Source organism: Arthrobacter sp. LjRoot78, assembly GCF_964254335.1.
Classification (GTDB): domain Bacteria; phylum Actinomycetota; class Actinomycetes; order Actinomycetales; family Micrococcaceae; genus Arthrobacter.
In genome coordinates, this window is record NZ_CAXUTG020000001.1 from 3,924,804 (window position 1) to 3,942,129 (window position 17,326).

The window sequence follows — 17,326 nt, forward strand, 5'->3', positions numbered from 1 at the left end:
CAGAAGGAAGCCCATGGCCGTAGCTACAGTGGACGACATCCTGTCGGATCTCCCCCTGGGTTTCGCCAGTCTCATCCTCCGGCCGTCCCGCGCAGATTCGCCGATCGAACGCTTTCTGATTGTTGACGCCGACGACGAAACATCCGACGGCAGCGCCGCGTTTGTCCTGCTGATCGGCGTTCGGGGACGCTCCGCACTGCCGGCGCTGCGGCGTCTGCTTAAAAATCCTCCCCTGGTGCTTGCCGTTAAGGGCAGTCCGGGCGAACTCGAGGAAGCTGAAGAGCTGCTCCGGGCAGCGGGAACGGGCTTGCTCCTGGTGGACCCGGCCGCTGACTGGGACCGGCTCCTGTCCATCGCCAAAGACCGGATCATGCCGCGCACCTACCAGAGCGAAGTACTGACGCTGCTGGAAGAAGACCTGTTCGCCATCGCGCAGACCACCGCACGCCTGACGTCCAGCCACGTGGTCATCGAGGACGCCGCCAACAAAGTCCTGGCCTACTCCACAGTGACCAATGACATCGACGAGCTCCGCAAGGCATCGATCCTTGCCCGCCGTGGTCCGCGAAAATACGAACTCCTCCTCAAGGACCTCGGCGCCTACCGCGAACTGCACCGGACCCGCCTGCCTGTCAGGGTTCCGGCCCGGCCACAGGACGGGCTGAGGGAGCGCGTTGCCGTCGCCCTGTTCGCCGGCGAGCGCATCATGGGCTACATCTGGCTGCAGGAAACCGGGGACGGGTTCGGTGCCGACGTCGACTATGTCCTCACCGGATCGGCCGCCCGGGTGTCAGCCGAGCTGATCCGCTACCGCAACCAGCAATCGGTGCACATGCGGGAGGACCGGATCGCGCGGATCCTTTCCGGCCCCGCGGAAGCCGCAGCGAGTGCACATAGCGAGAAGATCCCGGCGGACCGCCCCTCGGCACTGATCCTGCTGGGAATGTCCGCCACTGAGGCGCAGGAAGACGATGCAGCCCTCAAACACGGGGAACTCGCCAACCTTGCGTCCATCCATGCGGCGGCCTACAAAGCATCTGCCATCGTGGGGCAGTTCAACGGCGACACCGCCGTGATCGTACCGGGACTCCAGTCCGCCAACGCCGAAGCCGGGCTGCGGAGCCTCGCCGAGGCCATCGTCCGGGACGCGGGGAAGCACCTGGGCATCGGTCCGTTCGCGGCAGTGGGGCCGATCGCCCCTGACCTTTTGTCGATTCATTCGGTGACCGCCAAAACGGAGGCCCTGCTCGGCTGCATGCGGCGGTCAGGGACCGCGTCAGTGGCCGCGGTGGGCGACTTCGAGGTGGACATCCTCTTCCACGAGGCGGTGGAGAACTTCACGGCATCCGACTTCCGCCATCGCAGCCTCTGGGCCCTCCTCCGCAACGATGGCGAACTGGCCGAAACCCTCCGGGCGTATTTCGAGGCATCGCTGGACGTGGCCGAATGCGCCCAGCGGATGAGGATGCACAAGAACACCGTCTACTACAGGATCAGCAAGATCAGCCGGGTCACCGGCCTCAACTTCAGCAATCCCCGAGATTCATTGGTCGCCCTGCTCCACCTCCAGGAGTGGGCCGCCACGCACAATAAGGAGCACCTGGGCACGAAATGATGACAGCACTCGATTCACCGCCTCTTGGCCTGGTCCTGGCTGACATTGTCCGCAGCCACCGGCCCCGGAGTGAAGCCGGCTCGGTGCCCGCCGGCATCCCCCACCTGTCATCGCCGCCGTTCGACCGCTTCGGAATCGCGGTGGCCACAACGTCCGGGGACGTGTTCAGCGCCGGCGACGCCGACCTGCCCTTCTCGATCCAGAGCATCTCGAAGGTTTTCACCCTGGCCATGGCCCTCAGCGCCGACGACCCCGGCAGGCTGTGGTCCCGGGTGCTCCGCGAACCGTCGGGAACCTCGTTCAACTCCCTGGTGCAGCTTGAAGTGGAGCACGGGATCCCTCGGAACCCGTTCATCAATTCCGGCGCCCTCGTGGTGACCGACCACCTGATGGAAAGGTTCCCTGACGCTGCAGGTCATGTCCTGCAGTTCCTCCGCGTCCAGGCGGGGCAGCACAGTGGGCAGGGGCCGTTCATCGATGAAATCGCCGCGGGGAACGAACTGGCCAACAGCAGCCGCAACCTGGCGCTCGCCCACTTCCTGAAGAACTTCGGCAACCTGCACCGGTCCGCCGAGGCCGTGGTGGAGAACTACGTCAGGCAGTGCTCCATCATGATGAGCTGCGTCGAGATGGCGAAGGCCGGCCTGTTCCTTGCCCGCGGCGGGCACGGAGCAAACGGCCCCGTCGTCTCCCGGAGCGAGGCCAAACGCATCGGATCCATCATGCTCACCTGCGGCATGTACGACGCGGCCGGTGAGTTCGCCTACCGCGTAGGCCTTCCCGGTAAAAGCGGTGTCGGCGGCGGAATCCTGGTCATCGTCCCTGGCGAATGCGCGATCTGCGTCTGGAGCCCGCGGCTGGACTCCAAGGGAAATTCCCTGGCGGGCTCGGCGGCCCTCGCTGACCTGTCCGACCGCACCGGATGGTCTGTTTTCTGATCCGGTCCCCGTACTTTTTCATTCCACCCCTCAGTTAGATCTTCAACCGGTCGAAAGGATCACCCATGTCCAACAACCCCAATGACGAGGTTGGCCAGTACGAGGCTGACAGCGGCCACGCGCATGCCTCTGAGAGACTCCTCCATGCGGAGGACAAGGGCTACCACAAGAGCCTGAAGCCGCGGCAGATCCAGATGATCGCAATCGGCGGCGCGATCGGTACCGGTCTGTTCCTCGGTGCCGGCGGCCGGCTGAATGCCGCAGGCCCGTCCCTGGTCATCGCCTACGCCGTCTGCGGCTTCTTCGCCTTCCTGATCCTCCGCGCACTGGGCGAACTGGTGCTGCACCGCCCGTCGTCGGGCTCCTTTGTCTCCTACGCCCGTGAATTCTTCGGCGAGAAGGCAGCCTTTATTTCGGGCTGGTTCTACTGGATCAACTGGGCAACCACCACCATCGTGGACATCACCGCCGCAGCGCTCTACATGAACTTCTTCGGCCACTACATCCCGTGGATGGGAGCCGTACCGCAATGGGCCTGGGCCCTGATCGCCCTCGTCGTCGTGCTGTGCCTGAACCTCGTCTCGGTCAAGGTCTTTGGCGAGATGGAATTCTGGTTCGCCATCATCAAGGTCGTCGCCCTCGTCGCGTTCCTGCTCATCGGCACCTACTTCGTCATCTTCGGCACCCCTGCGGACGGCCAGGCAGTCGGCTTCAGCCTCATCACCGACAACGGCGGAATCTTCCCCAACGGGATCCTGCCCATGATCATCCTCATGCAGGGCGTGCTGTTCGCCTACGCCTCGATCGAGCTGGTCGGCACAGCCGCCGGCGAAACCGAAAGCCCCGAAAAGATCATGCCGAAGGCCATCAACTCCGTGGTCTTCCGCATCGCCGTGTTCTATGTCGGCTCCGTCATCCTCCTTGCCCTGCTGCTGCCCTACACCTCCTACGAAAAGGGCGTCAGCCCCTTCGTGACCTTCTTCGGATCCATCGGCATCCAGGGTGTGGACGTCATCATGAACCTCGTGGTCCTCACCGCTGCCCTGTCCTCCCTCAACGCGGGCCTCTACTCCACCGGCCGCATCCTCCGCTCCATGTCCGTGGCCGGCTCCGCCCCCAAGTTTGCCCAGCGCATGAACAAAGCCGGCGTACCTTACGGCGGCATCGCCATCACCGCCGGCGTCTCACTCCTCGGCGTCCCGCTGAACTACCTCGTCCCCTCCCAGGCCTTTGAGATCGTCCTCAATGTCGCGTCCGTTGGCATCGTCGTCACCTGGGCCACCATCGTCCTCTGCCAGATGCAGCTCAAACGCTGGGCAGACAAGGGATGGCTGAATCGCCCCTCCTTCCGGATGTTCGGCGCTCCCTACACCGGTTACCTCTCACTCCTGTTCCTCGCTGGCGTCCTGGTGATGGTCTTCATCGACTCCCCGCTCACCCTCCTTGTCACCCTCATCGCCTGCGCCCTTATGGTCGCCGGCTGGTACGCCTGCCGCCAACGGATCCACGAAATCGCCGAGGCACGCGACGGCTACACCGGCGCCGCGCCCGTGGTGGCCAACCCGACTCCCATCCGGTAGCTGGTCCCGCGACCGCCCCCGGCTCCGCAGCCGCAGACCCCACCACCAACCGACGAAAGCCCGCCATGAACCGACAAAACCTGCTGAACCCCCAACCCCACGGGGCGCCCACGGAAAACCAGACGACGGACAGCTGCGAGGACGGCTGCTTCTTCTGTACCGGACCGGAAACCGACTAGGTGCCACCGGCGCCTCCACCCAACAGACGTAAACCAACACCCAACCCAAGAAGACAAGTAGTAATGACAACGGAGTCCGCATCCACCATGACCGCAACCGACACTCAATCGTTCGACAGCGACACCATCAATCAGATCGCAGCACAGCCGGCCGCGGCTGCCCCCGGAATGCTGAAATCCGCCGGGCACGTTATCGTTGACTCCCTCGTGGCCCACGGAGTTGAGCGCACCTACGTTGTTCCCGGCGAAAGCTTCCTGGACGTGCTGGACGGACTGCACGGCTCCAAGATCGACACCGTGGTCTGCCGGCATGAAGGCGGCGCCGCGTACATGGCCGAAGCCGACGGCAAGATGAACCAGCGCCCGGGGGTGGCCATGGTCACCCGCGGACCCGGCGCGGCCAACGCCCACGTCGGCCTGCACACCGCGTGGCAGGACTCCACCCCCATGCTGCTTTTCGTCGGGCTCATCCCGTTTGCGCACCGGGACCGCGAGGCGTTCCAGGAATTCGACATCAAAGCCTGGTTCGACACGGGAGCCAAGCGGGTTATGGTGCTTGACCATGCCGAGCGGGCGTCCGAGATCGTTGCGGAAGCCATGTTCGCGGCCATGAGCGGGCGGCCGGGACCCGTTGTGGTGGGCCTGCCGGAAGACATCATCCGGCAGCACGTTGATCCGGCGCTGCACCCGAGCATCCCCGTTGCGGCGGGCGGCATGAGCACCACGGACGCCGAAGCACTCGCCGATGCCCTTGCACTTTCCAAGAAGCCGCTGTTTGTCACCGGCGGCAATGACTGGACCCAGGAAGCGGCCGGCCAGCTCACCGGCTGGCTCGAAAAGCACCACATCCCGGCCGCCGCGGAATGGCGCACCCAGGGCACCGTGTCCTTTGATTCGCCGTCCTACGTGGGCCCGATCGGCTACGGACGCCCCCGCCCCACGTACGACCTCCTGGAGGAAACCGACCTGCTCGTCTTCGTCGGGACGGTTCCCGGGGACGTGATTACCGACGGATTTGTCTGCCGGCAGGACTGGAACAAGCAGAACTTCCTGGTGACCATCGACCCCTCGCTGCGCGGCCGCTCAGGCCCCGTCTCACGGCAGATCGTGGCCAAACCGGATGCCTTCGTCCGCGACCTGCTGGGCATCGACCTGCCAGCGAAAGACGAGTGGAAAGCCTGGACGACCAGGATGCGCGCCGAACAGACGTCCTTTGCCGCCCTGCCGCCGGCCGCGCCGGTTGCAGGGCCCGCCAGGATGGACACCCTGATGGCCAACCTCGTCCCGCGGCTGCCTGAGGATGCCATCGTGACGTTCGGAGCGGGCGAGCACACCAACTGGGCGCACCGGTACTTCCCCACGCGCCGTTACGCCTCCATGCTCAGCGCCAGGAACGGCTCCATGGGCTACTCCATCCCGTCGGCCATCGCCGCCTCGCTGGCCAGTCCGCAGCGCCGGGTGGTAACCATCGCCGGCGACGGGGAGCTCCTCATGAACGGTCAGGAGCTGGCCACTGCTGCCCAGTACGGGGCCACGCCGCTGATCGTGGTGATGGACAACCAGGAGTACGGCACCATCCGCACCCACCAGGAACGGCACTACCCGTCCCGGGTGTCGGGGACTCAGCTGAAGAACCCCGACTTCGGCCTCATGGCCAGGGCGTTTGGCGGGTTCGGCATCACAGTCACCTGTGACGGGGACGTGCCGGCCGCCCTCGACGCCGCGTTCCAGGCCATCGACCGGCAGGGAACGTTTGCGCTCATTCACCTCATCGTGGAACAGCGGGTGAAGGCGTACTGACTGGCCGGTGGGGCGCCTTCCCGGCGCGGCGCCGGATGACGTACTCGGCAACTGCCACGTTGATCACCCAGCCCGCCCCCAGGAGCACCGCCCGGGTGGGTACATCGGTGGGGCCAATCAGGAGCAGCCAGGGAATGCTCACCAGCGCCTGGGTTCCCGCGCCCACGGCGATCGCGTAGGCCCGCGTCATCCAGGCGCCGTGCCGCATGAAGTCCCGGCGCCTGATCGCGTCGACGCCCAGGACGATGCTCACCAGCATGGCCGAGCCGAAGAACAGCCGGAGCGGGACGTCGGTGTAGCCGTCCGGGAGTGGATAGAAAACGGACATCCACAGCCCGGAGAGCGCTGTGAGCAGGCCTGCCGGGATGAGAATGCGTCCTGCGATGCGGTGCCAGCCGCGCCGTCCCCGAAGTGAGGGGACAAACTGGAACGCCCCGAGCACGGAGTAAACCGTCACGCCGACAATGTGCGTCACCACCGGGACGGGCGAGGCGAAGAACCGCGCGTTCTGCGGCGTGACCGCTGCACCGGACGCCAGCTCGGTCAGCCGGAGGGCCCCGAAAATCACCGGAATCAGGCTGAGCAGGAGTAGGCCCGCAGGCACGGGCCACTGGGGCCGGTGACGCCGGACGGAGGCGGCAGGAGGGCTGGTGGTTTCGGTGCGCATGGCGGGTCCTTCGCTGGCCGGTATACGGTGTACACCTCTTGCGAATGACCATAGGTGTACACCGTACACTTGTCAATAGGTCCGGACTCCCGCGGCGTCGCGACAACGGCTGTGATGAGTCTCACGCGCAATGAACGGCTATCCGCTTGAGACGTCACCGCCCCTCCGTGCATCATGGAAAGGACGGTTGAGAATGCGATTTCACAACCGCACCAGCCCTGATTTCGCGCTTCGGCGCAGAGAATGCAGCGGCAACGAACGACCCAACCTAGTGGACGCAACGAGGCCAAACCAGTGAGCTCGCCGAGCTGCGCAAGGCCTCTGAGCGTTCACGGATTGTCCCGTCCCGGGCTCCGCGCCGACGCGAAGCCCATGACCAAATTGATGAATGAGGCACCGAATAATGACGTTCGAAACCAATCACTCCGTAACCCTTAAGATCTGGGACCGCTCAGCTATCGATCACACGCTGGACGCCCTGGTGCACGATATTTCCACGAAGGCCAACGCCCACCGGAATGATGTTGCCGTCACCCTCAGCGGGCCGAACACCTTTACGGTGAGCCTGAACCGCAGCGCCGCCCAGGGCGCCGCAGTCTAGGACGTCAGGCACAATAAAAAGCCAGCGGACGACGGCGGGAATTCCCGCCGTCGTCCGCTGGCTTTTCGGCTTAATCAGTCAGAGACGAACCGTAGCCCCGTTAGGCATGGGAGTGCTCGGTGAGAACGGCGTCGATCTGGCCTGCAGCCTCCCTCATACCCTCCTCCATGCCCATCTTCATCACTTCTTCCATCTGCTCCTCGGATTCGAACGTGGACATGATGGTCATGCGCGTGCGGCCGCCGATGTCCTCGAGGTCCACGACTGCATGAGCGATTCCCATGGCGTCCACCGGAGCGCCGGACTCGTCAGCGAAGCCATCGTCGAACTCGAGCTTCCGCGGCGCGTCAATTGCGGTGAAGCGCCACCAGCCGCGAGGCTTCTCGCCTTCGGGGGTGGTCATGTAATAGTCGGCCATCCCTCCGGGCTGGAAGTCGAACCGGTCAAACGTGGCCGGATAGTTGGGCGGGCCCCACCAGCGCTCCAGCTGCCGAGGGTCTTCCCAGATCTGCCAGACGCGTTCGACGGCGGCGTCGAACTCCGCCACAAGGGTGAAGCTGAGGGCCTCAAGATTCTTGGTGGAACTGATAACAGGCATTGCGCAACCTTCCTATCCTTCAGCCAGAATGTCTGCGATCCGCTCGGCGCGCTGCCGCCAGATCGCTTCATACTCGTCAAGCAGCCGGCGGGCCCTCTGCAGGCCTTCATGGTTTCCCCGCACGACCTGCTCCCTTCCGCGCTTCTCCTTAGTCACCAGGGAAGCCCGTTCCAACACCGCCACATGCTTCTGGACGGCGGCGAAACTCATGGCGTAGAGGGCGGCGAGGCCGGAAACGGAATACTCGGCCACCGTGACCCGCCGGACGATATCGCGACGGGTGGCATCGGCGAACGCCTGGAACAGGCGGTCCACTTCGGCATCACTGAGCTGATCTACAACCATTTGGTTGTAGGATATGACTGTCGTGTCCGGGTGTCAATGGGTTAACGCTGGCGGAACCCGGCCCCGTAACTCGTAGCCGCTATCAGGTCCGCACCGTCAGCCCGGAGCCGGGATCGCAAGGTGCCCTTCTTCGGTTCCATGTCGTAGAGCCCCCTCTTGGCAAGCTCCGGCACCACCAGTTCGGCAAAGTCATTCAGGGAACCCGGGCTCACCAGCGGGTTGATCATGTAGCCATCCAGCCCGGACGCCGCCGCGTGGTCCTGGATCTGCGAGGCGACACCGTCCGGCGTACCGATGAACAGCAGGTCCGTTCCGCGCGTGACCTCGGAGAATTTGCGCCGCACGTCCCCGGCCGTGAGCGGCCGGTCCTGCGGCGCCCCCTTGACCACATAGGACGTGAGCCCGTTGGACGCCGTAGCCAGCGGCTCGTCGTCGGCGTATTTGCTGAGGTCGATTCCGGTGTCGCCGGCATAGCTGACGAGCTGTGCCTCCAGGTGGTAGTTGCGCTGCAGCTCCTCGTACTTTTCCTGCGCTTCGATCGCCGTGGGCGCGGTAATGATCCGGGCGAGCGCCATGGAGCGGACCTCGCCGGCGGGACGGCCGCCCTCCTGCGCCCGGCGGTCGATGTCCGCCAGGCCTTCGGCAATTTCCTGCGGATCCTTCTTGGGCAGCAGGATCACTTCAGCATGCTTGGCGGCGAATTCGCGGCCCCGCGGAGACCACCCCGCCTGGAACAGGGCGGGGGTCCGCTGCGGTGACGGCGAGGTCAAAGACGGTCCGTCCACCCGGAAATGTTCGCCATCGTGATTGATCGGCCGGACAGAGCCGGGACGCGCGTACATCTTTTCGCTCTTACTGCCAACAACAGCGTCGCCCGCCCAACTGCCTTCCAGCAATTTGTAGAACACATCCATGAACTCATCCGCGCGGCCGTACCGGTCCGCGTGCTTGAGCATCTCGTCCATACCGAAGTTCCTGGCCGCACTGGAAAGGTATGACGTGACGATGTTCCAGCCGATGCGGCCGTTGCTGAGGTGGTCCAGGGTGCCGAAGCGGCGGGCAAGGGAGAACGGGTGCTCATAGGTGGTCGAGGCCGTGATGACGAAGGACAGCCGCTCCGTCAGCGCCGCCAGCGCAGGGACGTAGATGAACGGGTCATTTGCCGGCGCCTCTACGGCCCAGCCCAGGGCGGCGTCGGCAGATCCGCCGTAGACGTCATAAAGGCCCAGCACGTCGGCGAAGAACAGCGCATCAAGGTTGGCCTGTTCCGCGGTAACGGCCACGTCCCGCCAGCGGTCCAGGGAGTTGACCGACAGGCGGTCATCCAACGGGTGCGTCCAGAGACTTGGGGCACCGCCGCAACCGACGCTGGCCTGTTCGTAGAGGGCGAAAAGCAGCGGGGTGGTAGGGGTGCTCAAGGCGGATCACTTCGCTTTCATGGCGGGACGGTAAATCTATGTGCATCATATACAAGCGCATATGCTTGTAATGCCTATTATGGTCTGTCAGGATGATTCACAAGCCGCACGAGCGGCTCCGGCCGATCGAGGGAAGAGGCATCCGGACATGGACGTTGCAATGAAAAGTGTGCGCAAACTCCGCGTCCACTGGCCCATTGGCGCAGTTTCGTTGAGGCGGCTCGTGGAGGGTGACCTGGAGGTCCTGAAAACGGACCCCGGCCTCTCGTCACTTTTCGACACACTGGAGTCCTGCCCCGATCTCGGGGACTTTGGCAACTACCGGCACGTGTTCGAATCAAGTTTCGGCTTCGAGGGGTTCACCGCTTCAGCGGCAGCAAACCCCACGTTCGGCCGCGCGGGCGAGCGGACCCTGTCGCCCACTTTTGTCCTGACCACTTACCTGGACGCAGACCTGTCCGACGAGGCCGTCAGCCGGCTCGTCGGGCGCATGATCGAAGTTCACCCTTGGGAGGTGCCGGTCATCGAACTTTCCGAGCCGGTCCGGGTTTCCGCGGCAGCGTCTGTTCGTCCGGCACTGGGGCGGGCGTCATGACAGTCCAGACCACCGGACTCTGGGAAGGATTCCAGTCGTTGCTGTCCGGCCGATCGTTCACGGATCTGACGCACGCCTTCCACCCCGGCCAGCCACACTTCCCTGCCTTTCCGGACGAACGCAGGACGGCCCTGTTCGACCTGGAAAACGGCGACGGCTTCACGGCACATGTCTACTCCATCGTCGGCCAGTGGGGCACCCACGTGGACCCGCCGTCGCACTTTATCCGTGGCGGGCGAAGCCTGGACAACATCCCGGTGGAAGAGATGGTGCTGCCCCTGGTGGTGCTGGACATCAGCACGCGAACCGCGATCGACGCCGACGCGACGCCCACCCTGGCTGACGTCAGAGCATGGGAGGAACGCAACGGAAGGATTCCGTCCGGCGCGTTCGTAGCGCTTCGGACCGGCTGGAGCAAGCGCTGGCCGGACCCGGAGTCGATGGCAAACCGGGATTCCGACGGCGTCAGCCACACCCCGGGCTGGTCCCGGGAGGTGCTGTCCTTCCTGGTCGGCGAGCGGGACATCACGGCGATCGGCCACGAACAGACCGACACGGACCCGGGCAAGGCGACGTCGAACCAGGACTTCAGCCTGGAAACCTACATCCTTGCCCAGGACTGCTGGCAGATAGAGTTGCTCGCCAATCTGGACGGCCTGCCTGAATCAGGGGCTGTGCTGGTTGCCACGTGGCCGAAGCCTCAAGGCGGAAGTGGATTCCCCGCCCGGGTCTTCGCGATCCACTAGAGGCACCCCCTGACCGGCGGCTGCCACGAACTAAGATCGGATCCATGTCGAAGATCTCCAGCATGGGCCGCGGAATGCAAGTCGTCTTGGCTGTCGGGTCCCGTCACGAGGGCGGAGCGCGCGGCGCGACCGTCGGGGACATCGCCGCAGACCTCGGCAAGGACCGTAGCCAGATTTCCCGCGGGCTTAAGGCCGCCCAGCAGGAGAACTTCCTGCTCCGTGGCGGACACCGGGAGTACTCATTGGACTGGAGCCTCTACACGGATGCCCAGTTACTCACTGAGCAAAGGCTCCGGACCGACGGATTGACGGCTCTGGAGGGGCTCGTCGAGGATACCGGCGAAGGTTGCTTCCTGGGTGTCCTCAACGGGGACAGCACAGTAACGATCGGTGAGCATGTCCCATCGGACAGCAGGATGGTGGGTTCGTGGATCGGCCGGCCCTACCCCGCTTACTGCAGCGACGCCGGCCAGGCGCTGCTGTGGGACTCCGGCGACGCCGAGGTCCGGGCCGTCTTTAGCCACACTGAATTTATGCGCCATGGCCCCAACACTCCCGTCGACGTCGAGGACTTCCTTGCTCGCCTGGCCGGGGCGCGGGAGCGCGGATATTCCGTTGTGGATGAAGAGGCGGAGCCCAACCTGTACTCCGTGGCCGTCCCCGTGCGCGACTTCCGCGCCGAGACCATCGCTGCTTTGCAGGTGGTCGGGCCAAAGGCGCGGCTGGAGCCGAAGTGCGAAGAAATTGCTTCCGCAGCCCTGAAATGGGCCGGCCGGCTTGAAGCGGCCCTGGGGCGTCCTAGCTGACTCCAGCGCCGTCTGCACCCACCGCCGCGAGGCGCCGTGCTGCCGAGTGCAGGGCATCCGCAATTTCCTCGGTCCGGAGCTCAACAGCAGCACGGCTGCCCAGGACGGAGAGGGCTGCGCTGACGCGTCCGCCCGGATCCCGCACGGGAACGGCCAGCTCATGGACGTCGTGCTCAAACTCCTCGGCCGCCCTGATGAAACCCTGCGGGCGGTCATGTGCCATCAACTCGCACACTTCCGACACGGCGTGGGCCGCCCTTGGGCCGCCCACGCCGATGAAGTCCACACCCTGCAGAAGCTCAGCAACCTCTGTTGCCTTGTGGTCCCAGAGGAGGGCACGGCCTGATCCCGTGCACCAGACAGGTGTGACCATGCCCGGTTTCACAAAGCTTCCCAGCACGGCGTCATTGCTCGATGTCCTGAGGAGGATCACCCGCACACCGTCGCGGACTGACAGCCGGGCCCGGAGCCCGAACTCGGACACGAAGAGTGCCAGCTCGCTCTTGGCCTGGCCGATCCAGCCGACATTGAGGCTGGCCGCTAGCTGGAAGAAGGCAGGACCGGCACGGAACGGTCCGCGCTCCACCCGCTCCAGAATGGTTAGTTCGCACAGCTCCTGGGTTAGCCGGGACACCCGGCTTTGGTCCATCTCCAGTTCGGCGGCGAGCTGCGAAACGCCCAGCAGTGGCCTGCCCTGCTTCTCGCGGTCGATGATGAGCCGGACAAGGCGAAGGCCCTGGCCCAGCGATGACGCTTCCGACAATTCCAAGCTGAACCGCTCCCTCTGGTGGACCTCAACGCCCATTCTCACACGGCGCAGGCTGCGGTGACCGACGGCTGACTAGCTCGCGTGCTGCCGGCGTCGTCCGTGCTTGAAGTAGAAAAACGCGTAGCAGGCCGCGACGAAGGGGATGCCGAAATACAGGGCCGCTACCTGGTTCGGGTCGAAGGCGATGCCGATCAGAGAGACGAGGCACAGAGTGAAGGCAAGGATCGGAACCGCCGGAAACAGCGGGGCCTTATAGGCGAGGTCTTCGATGTTTCCGCCGTTCCGCACGAAGGCCCTCCTGTGGAAGAAATGCGATGCCGTGATGGACATCCAGACTCCGACAACAGCGAACCCGGCGACAGACACCAGGGCGAGATACACCGATTCCGGAGCGACCACGCTGCTGATCAGCGAGGCCAGCCCGCCGACCATGCTGACGCAAAGAGCGATGAAGGGAATCCCCTGTTTGGTGAGCTTCCGGAAAGCCTTCGGCGCGTGCCCTTCCTCGGACAGGGAGTAGAGCATCCTGGCGCAGGAGAACAGGCCGCTGTTTCCGGCGGAGAGCAGGGCGGTGATGATGACGAAGTTCATGATGTCCGCCGCGTAGGGAATGCCGATGGAGGAAAAGACTGTGACGAAGGGACTCTCGTCAAGGCCCACCTGGTCAAAAGGGATGGTGGCAGCGATGACAGCGATGGCGCCCACGAAGAAGATCAGCAGGCGGAACACCGTGGTCCGCATGGCTTTGGGAATGCTGGTCTCGGGGTTGGCGGTTTCGCCCGCCGCGACGCCGATGAGTTCCGAGCCGGAGAACGCGTAGAACACCGCCAAGGCAGTCACCAGGACGCCGGAGAAGCCGTTGGGGAACAGTCCGCCCGACGTGTTGAAGTTTTCGAGCAGGAACGGGTGGGAACCTCCGGCCAGCGGGTGGAACCCGACCAGCGCGGCCCCGCCAAAGGCAATCAGGACAACGATGGCGCCCACCTTGATGATGGAAAACCAGAACTCGGATTCGCCGAAGAAGCGCGATGAGACGGCGTTCAAGGCAAACAGAATGGACGCGAAGACGATGCACCACACCCACACCTCAATTCCCGGGAACCAGCGCTGCATGAGCAGTCCGGCCGCGGTGAACTCCGACCCCAGGGCCACTGCCCAGCACAGCCAGTACAGCCAGGCCGTGGTGAAGCCGGTGGCTGGACCGATGGACCTGGCTGCGTAGATGTGGAACGCCCCGGAGACCGGATAAGCGATGGCCAGCTCACCGAGGCAGGCCATGACCAGATAAACGACGAAGGCGCCCACGAGATAGGCGAGGACCGCGCCAAGCGGGCCTGCCTGGGAAATCGTGTAGCCCGAACTGAGGAAGAGGCCGGACCCGATGACGCCGCCCATGGCGATCATCACGAGGTGCCGGGGGCCCATTGACCGGCGGAGCCCGGGAGTAGTTCCGGCCGTGACGGAAACCTGGTGGTCCAAGCTGGCAGTGGAGGAGAGTTCCATGAATTGCTCCCGGAAGTTTGTGGGCGTGCGGACGGGATTAGCCCGTGGCCTGACGGGACCCGGGACCAGGTCGGCGCACCCGCCCGGCGTCATGAAACTAGCACCAAATCCGCGTTAAGATCCTTAAAAGCATTCACAAATGTTTATATTGCACAACATTAAGGCCGCCCGAATCCGGTCTACTCAGGCTCCCCAGCTACACCGGCGTGCTGGCACACTGGGCAGATGAAAGAGTCGCCCTCCCCCGCCCGACGACCCGGAATCCGGGCGGCCATGTTTGTGGACTTCGACAACGTGTACACGGGTCTGCTGGCCCTCGATCCCCTGGCGGCGAAGCGGTTCGCCGAGGATCCCAAGCACTGGGCGGACGCCCTGTCCGCCGGCGGCTCCGCCGAAAGTTCCCGCCGCTTCCTGATCCGAAACTGCTACCTGAACCCGGTGGTGTACTCGAAATACCGGACGTACTGGACCCGTGCGGGTTTCCGTGTGATCGACTGCCCGTCGCTGACGCAGCGCGGGAAATCCAGCACCGACATCAACCTCGTGCTGGATGCGATGGACGCACTGTCCGGCGGCGCAGGCATAGACGAGTTCTTCATCGCCTCGGCGGATGCTGATTTCACGTCGCTCATCCAGCGATTTCGGGCGGCTGACAAGATGACCACGGTCATCGCCGCCGGCGCCGTGGCCTTCGCCTACCGCGAGATGGCGGACAGCGTGGTGGAGTCCCACGACTTCGTGGCCATCCTGAACGGCACCACCGGCGAGCCCATCCGGGCCGTGGCGTCTGTTCAGCCGCCGCAGGTCCAGCCGGCTGCCAAATCCAAGCCCAAGACCATGTCGAAAACCGCTTCCGCCGCGGTCCGGGAGGTCTGCGACTTCGTTCGCGCTGCCCCGGGTCCGGTGGTCGGGGCGATGGTGGCCCACCGCGCACTCACGGCGGACCCTTCCCTGAAGACTGACTGGGGAGGGTACGGAAAATTCGGGACGTGGGTGGCCCAGATCGGCAACAGCGTTGAGTACTCCCCCTCACGGGGCGGCTGGGTCTGGGACGCGCAGCGGTTTTCCAGTGACGACCTGCCCGCGGACGCCGACGTCGAGCCCGGTATCGAGGAACGCGTCACCAGGGTGACGGACGTGCCCGCACTCTCCGCCGCCCAGTTCCGGCAACTGTTCCAGGCGATGGCGGCCAGGCTTCGCGAACAGCCGGTCAACCGCAACGAACTCTCCCGGCTCGTCCGGGACGACTGTGTCACCGCCGGCCAGCCCGTGTCCCGCGGTGCCGTGAACTTCGTCATTCAAGGTCTGGGCTACGTCAATTATCAGCTCAGTGAAAATGCGACGGCGGAAGGGCTGGCGGCGGCATGGACAGAAGACGTGGAGGAGCTTTGCCGCGTGGCGCTGATGGAGTTCGACGACGCCGAGAAGGCGGCCCTGCGGCGCTGGGCCAGTGGCGGCTATCTGGAGGTCTAGTTTCCCTCCGGCAGGCGTCGGTGAGAGGACGACGGCGGGGAGGAACCGCCGTCGTCTGTCTCGGTTTTCTTCGGTTTGCGGCCCCACGGACCGCGGGGGTCAGGCCCGGCTTCGACGCGTAACGGCGCCGAAAATCGCCAATACGATCACAGCCCCCAAAATAGCCAGCAGCCAGGTCCTGAGATCGAAGAAGTCAGCGAGTCCGCCGCCGAAGACCAGCGAGCCGATCCATCCGCCAAGGATGGCGCCAACCACACCCAGAACCAGCGTTACCACCCAACCACCGCCCTGCCTGCCGGGAAGTATAGCTTTTGCGATAGCCCCCGCGATCAAGCCGAGCAGGAGAAATCCGAGAAATCCCATGACGAGCTTCCTTCCGAATGAGAGAACCGCTTAGCTGCGGCAGGAGCAGGAATTCCTGCTGGACGGGGTAATGCCCGTTGCCTGCTGCCACTCCGCGGTCCGGGTTGCCGGCACCTGCCGGTGAGTGGATTCTAAGGAGTCCTACCAGGCCCGTCACGAGTGGCCGCCACCCGAATATTGCGGCCGCCTACGTGAATTGCCAACACAGACTACCCACGGACAGCACCTGAGGCCCAAATACCCTAGCGGGTATGCCCCCCGGTTCGTAGCCTTGGCTTCTGAAAGAGGAGGCCGAGCATGTCCGTTTGTGGAACCGAAACCGGCGGCCAGCGCCAGTGGCCGGCCGTCCCGCCCCTGAACGTAACCGTCGCATCGGCCGGGTGTTTGCCAAGGCCGGACCGTAGGCCCCCTCCGTCAGGGAGAGGCTGGCCCGATGCCGGCATCCAGGGGCAGAGTGGTTTCACCGCCGGCATCCTCCGCCGCTTCCGGTCGCTGCGGCTTGTAGACCCAGGCCACCAGCACCACCGAGATGATCATCAGCAGGAACCACGAAACCAGCTTGTCCAGCGAGACCATCTGCCAGCCGTCCACCTGGTTGGGGTAGAGCCAGGCCCCCGACCAGGTGGCGATGTTCTCCGCAATCCAGATGAACAGCGCCACCAGGACGAACGCCAGGACCAGCGGCATCCGGAACTTCCGGCGGAAGACGCGGAAATGCATGACGCACCGTCCAAAGACGGTCACGACGGCGGCCAGCAGCAGCCAGCGGGCGTCCCAGATGTAGTGGTGGGTGAAGAAGTTCACGTAGACGGCCGCGGCAATGACCGCCGTAATCCATCGCCGCGGGTACCGGCTGAAGCGCAGGTCGAAGAGCCGGTAGACGCGGACCATGTAGGAACCCACCGCCGCGTACATAAAGCCGCTGAAGAGCGGGACCGCCCCGATGCGGAGGAAACCTTCGGCCTCGTAGGACCAGGATCCGACGTCGGTCTTGAACAGTTCCATCACCGTTCCCACGATGTGGAACAGGACGATAACCCTCAGCTCGCGGACAGTTTCCAGCCGTGTGGCCACCATCAGGATCTGGATGACGACGGCGGCGAGGGTCAGGAAGTCGTTCCTGGCCAGACCGGCGTCGTCCGGGTACCACAGGCGGGCCGCCATGAGCACGGCGAGAAGCGCGGCCCCAAAGATGCATGCCCAGCCCTGCTTGAGGCCGAAAACCACAAACTCGGCGACCCTTGACCTGGCACCTCCGGCAGGGGCACTGTCCAAAAACCGATGGGCCCGCTGATCGATCACAAGCTCTACGGATGTGAAGCTCCGCACT

Annotated in this window: 17 protein-coding genes; 9 read left to right on the plus strand and 8 right to left on the minus strand. The window is 64.6% G+C overall.

Annotated elements, in window-relative coordinates:
* The first annotated feature begins 13 nt into the window (after window positions 1–13).
* The 4 genes from ACSQ1X_RS18235 (at window position 14) to ACSQ1X_RS18250 (ending at window position 6,112) form a co-directional block, all read left to right on the plus strand.
* Complete coding sequence (locus ACSQ1X_RS18235) at window positions 14–1,615, plus strand: PucR family transcriptional regulator (protein WP_436058706.1); 1,602 nt, start codon at window positions 14–16, stop codon at window positions 1,613–1,615.
* Window positions 1,612–2,553 carry a glutaminase gene (locus tag ACSQ1X_RS18240; protein WP_436058707.1) on the plus strand — a complete coding sequence of 314 codons (942 nt, stop codon included), beginning with the start codon at window positions 1,612–1,614 and terminating at the stop codon, window positions 2,551–2,553. The genes ACSQ1X_RS18235 and ACSQ1X_RS18240 overlap by 4 nt, the downstream gene beginning before the upstream one ends.
* Before the next feature lie 65 nt (window positions 2,554–2,618).
* A complete protein-coding gene (locus tag ACSQ1X_RS18245) occupies window positions 2,619–4,133 on the plus strand; it encodes an amino acid permease (RefSeq protein ID WP_436058708.1) in 1,515 nt (504 codons plus the stop codon).
* 242 nt (window positions 4,134–4,375) lie between these two features.
* Window positions 4,376–6,112, plus strand: coding sequence for a thiamine pyrophosphate-dependent enzyme (locus ACSQ1X_RS18250; protein WP_436058709.1), 1,737 nt, complete (start codon window positions 4,376–4,378; stop codon window positions 6,110–6,112).
* Here the strand turns inward: ACSQ1X_RS18250 and ACSQ1X_RS18255 are convergent.
* On the minus strand, window positions 6,081–6,779 hold the full coding sequence (locus ACSQ1X_RS18255; RefSeq protein ID WP_436058710.1) for a DUF2306 domain-containing protein: 699 nt from the start codon (window positions 6,777–6,779) through the stop codon (window positions 6,081–6,083). The two genes, ACSQ1X_RS18250 and ACSQ1X_RS18255, sit on opposite strands and share 32 nt — an antisense overlap.
* Before the next feature lie 403 nt (window positions 6,780–7,182).
* On the opposite strand from ACSQ1X_RS18255, the gene ACSQ1X_RS18260 reads away from it, so the two are divergent.
* Window positions 7,183–7,380, plus strand: a complete 198-nt coding sequence (locus ACSQ1X_RS18260; protein WP_011693996.1) for a hypothetical protein — start codon at window positions 7,183–7,185, stop codon at window positions 7,378–7,380.
* A gap of 100 nt (window positions 7,381–7,480) precedes the next feature.
* Here the strand turns inward: ACSQ1X_RS18260 and ACSQ1X_RS18265 are convergent, their stop codons facing one another.
* The 3 genes from ACSQ1X_RS18265 to ACSQ1X_RS18275 are packed head-to-tail and all read right to left on the minus strand — an operon-like array spanning window position 7,481 to window position 9,741.
* A complete protein-coding gene (locus ACSQ1X_RS18265; protein WP_436058711.1) occupies window positions 7,481–7,978 on the minus strand; it encodes an SRPBCC family protein in 498 nt (165 codons plus the stop codon).
* A gap of 12 nt (window positions 7,979–7,990) precedes the next feature.
* A complete protein-coding gene (locus tag ACSQ1X_RS18270; protein WP_436058712.1) occupies window positions 7,991–8,323 on the minus strand; it encodes an ArsR/SmtB family transcription factor in 333 nt (110 codons plus the stop codon).
* A gap of 41 nt (window positions 8,324–8,364) precedes the next feature.
* The gene (locus ACSQ1X_RS18275; RefSeq protein WP_436058713.1) at window positions 8,365–9,741 is read right to left on the minus strand and encodes an NtaA/DmoA family FMN-dependent monooxygenase; all 1,377 of its coding nucleotides are present in this window, start codon (window positions 9,739–9,741) and stop codon (window positions 8,365–8,367) included.
* 148 nt (window positions 9,742–9,889) lie between these two features.
* On the opposite strand from ACSQ1X_RS18275, the gene ACSQ1X_RS18280 reads away from it, so the two are divergent.
* From ACSQ1X_RS18280 to ACSQ1X_RS18290, 3 genes are read left to right on the plus strand one after another with little or no spacing between them, the layout of a single operon-like run.
* Window positions 9,890–10,336 (plus strand): hypothetical protein, encoded by a 447-nt coding sequence (locus tag ACSQ1X_RS18280; protein WP_436058714.1) that lies wholly within the window; start codon window positions 9,890–9,892, stop codon window positions 10,334–10,336.
* Complete coding sequence (locus ACSQ1X_RS18285; protein WP_436058715.1) at window positions 10,333–11,082, plus strand: cyclase family protein; 750 nt, start codon at window positions 10,333–10,335, stop codon at window positions 11,080–11,082. Before ACSQ1X_RS18280 ends, ACSQ1X_RS18285 begins: the two co-directional genes overlap by 4 nt.
* 44 nt (window positions 11,083–11,126) lie before the next feature.
* On the plus strand, window positions 11,127–11,888 hold the full coding sequence (locus tag ACSQ1X_RS18290; RefSeq protein ID WP_436058716.1) for an IclR family transcriptional regulator: 762 nt from the start codon (window positions 11,127–11,129) through the stop codon (window positions 11,886–11,888).
* On the opposite strand, the gene ACSQ1X_RS18295 is transcribed toward ACSQ1X_RS18290, so the two are convergent.
* Window positions 11,881–12,657, minus strand: coding sequence for an IclR family transcriptional regulator (locus ACSQ1X_RS18295; RefSeq protein ID WP_436058717.1), 777 nt, complete (start codon window positions 12,655–12,657; stop codon window positions 11,881–11,883). The genes ACSQ1X_RS18290 and ACSQ1X_RS18295 overlap by 8 nt on opposite strands.
* 72 nt (window positions 12,658–12,729) lie before the next feature.
* Window positions 12,730–14,160, minus strand: a complete 1,431-nt coding sequence (locus ACSQ1X_RS18300; RefSeq protein ID WP_436058718.1) for an amino acid permease — start codon at window positions 14,158–14,160, stop codon at window positions 12,730–12,732.
* A gap of 225 nt (window positions 14,161–14,385) precedes the next feature.
* Between ACSQ1X_RS18300 and ACSQ1X_RS18305 the strand changes: the two genes are divergently transcribed.
* Window positions 14,386–15,633 (plus strand): NYN domain-containing protein, encoded by a 1,248-nt coding sequence (locus tag ACSQ1X_RS18305; protein ID WP_436058719.1) that lies wholly within the window; start codon window positions 14,386–14,388, stop codon window positions 15,631–15,633.
* A gap of 99 nt (window positions 15,634–15,732) precedes the next feature.
* On the opposite strand, the gene ACSQ1X_RS18310 is transcribed toward ACSQ1X_RS18305, so the two are convergent.
* Both ACSQ1X_RS18310 and ACSQ1X_RS18315 read right to left on the minus strand, forming a co-directional pair.
* Complete coding sequence (locus ACSQ1X_RS18310) at window positions 15,733–15,996, minus strand: GlsB/YeaQ/YmgE family stress response membrane protein (protein ID WP_137324058.1); 264 nt, start codon at window positions 15,994–15,996, stop codon at window positions 15,733–15,735.
* 414 nt (window positions 15,997–16,410) lie between these two features.
* Window positions 16,411–17,325: a DUF817 domain-containing protein gene (locus tag ACSQ1X_RS18315; RefSeq protein WP_436058720.1), complete on the minus strand. Its 915-nt coding sequence runs from the start codon at window positions 17,323–17,325 to the stop codon at window positions 16,411–16,413.
* Between the last annotated feature and the right edge of the window lies 1 nt (window position 17,326).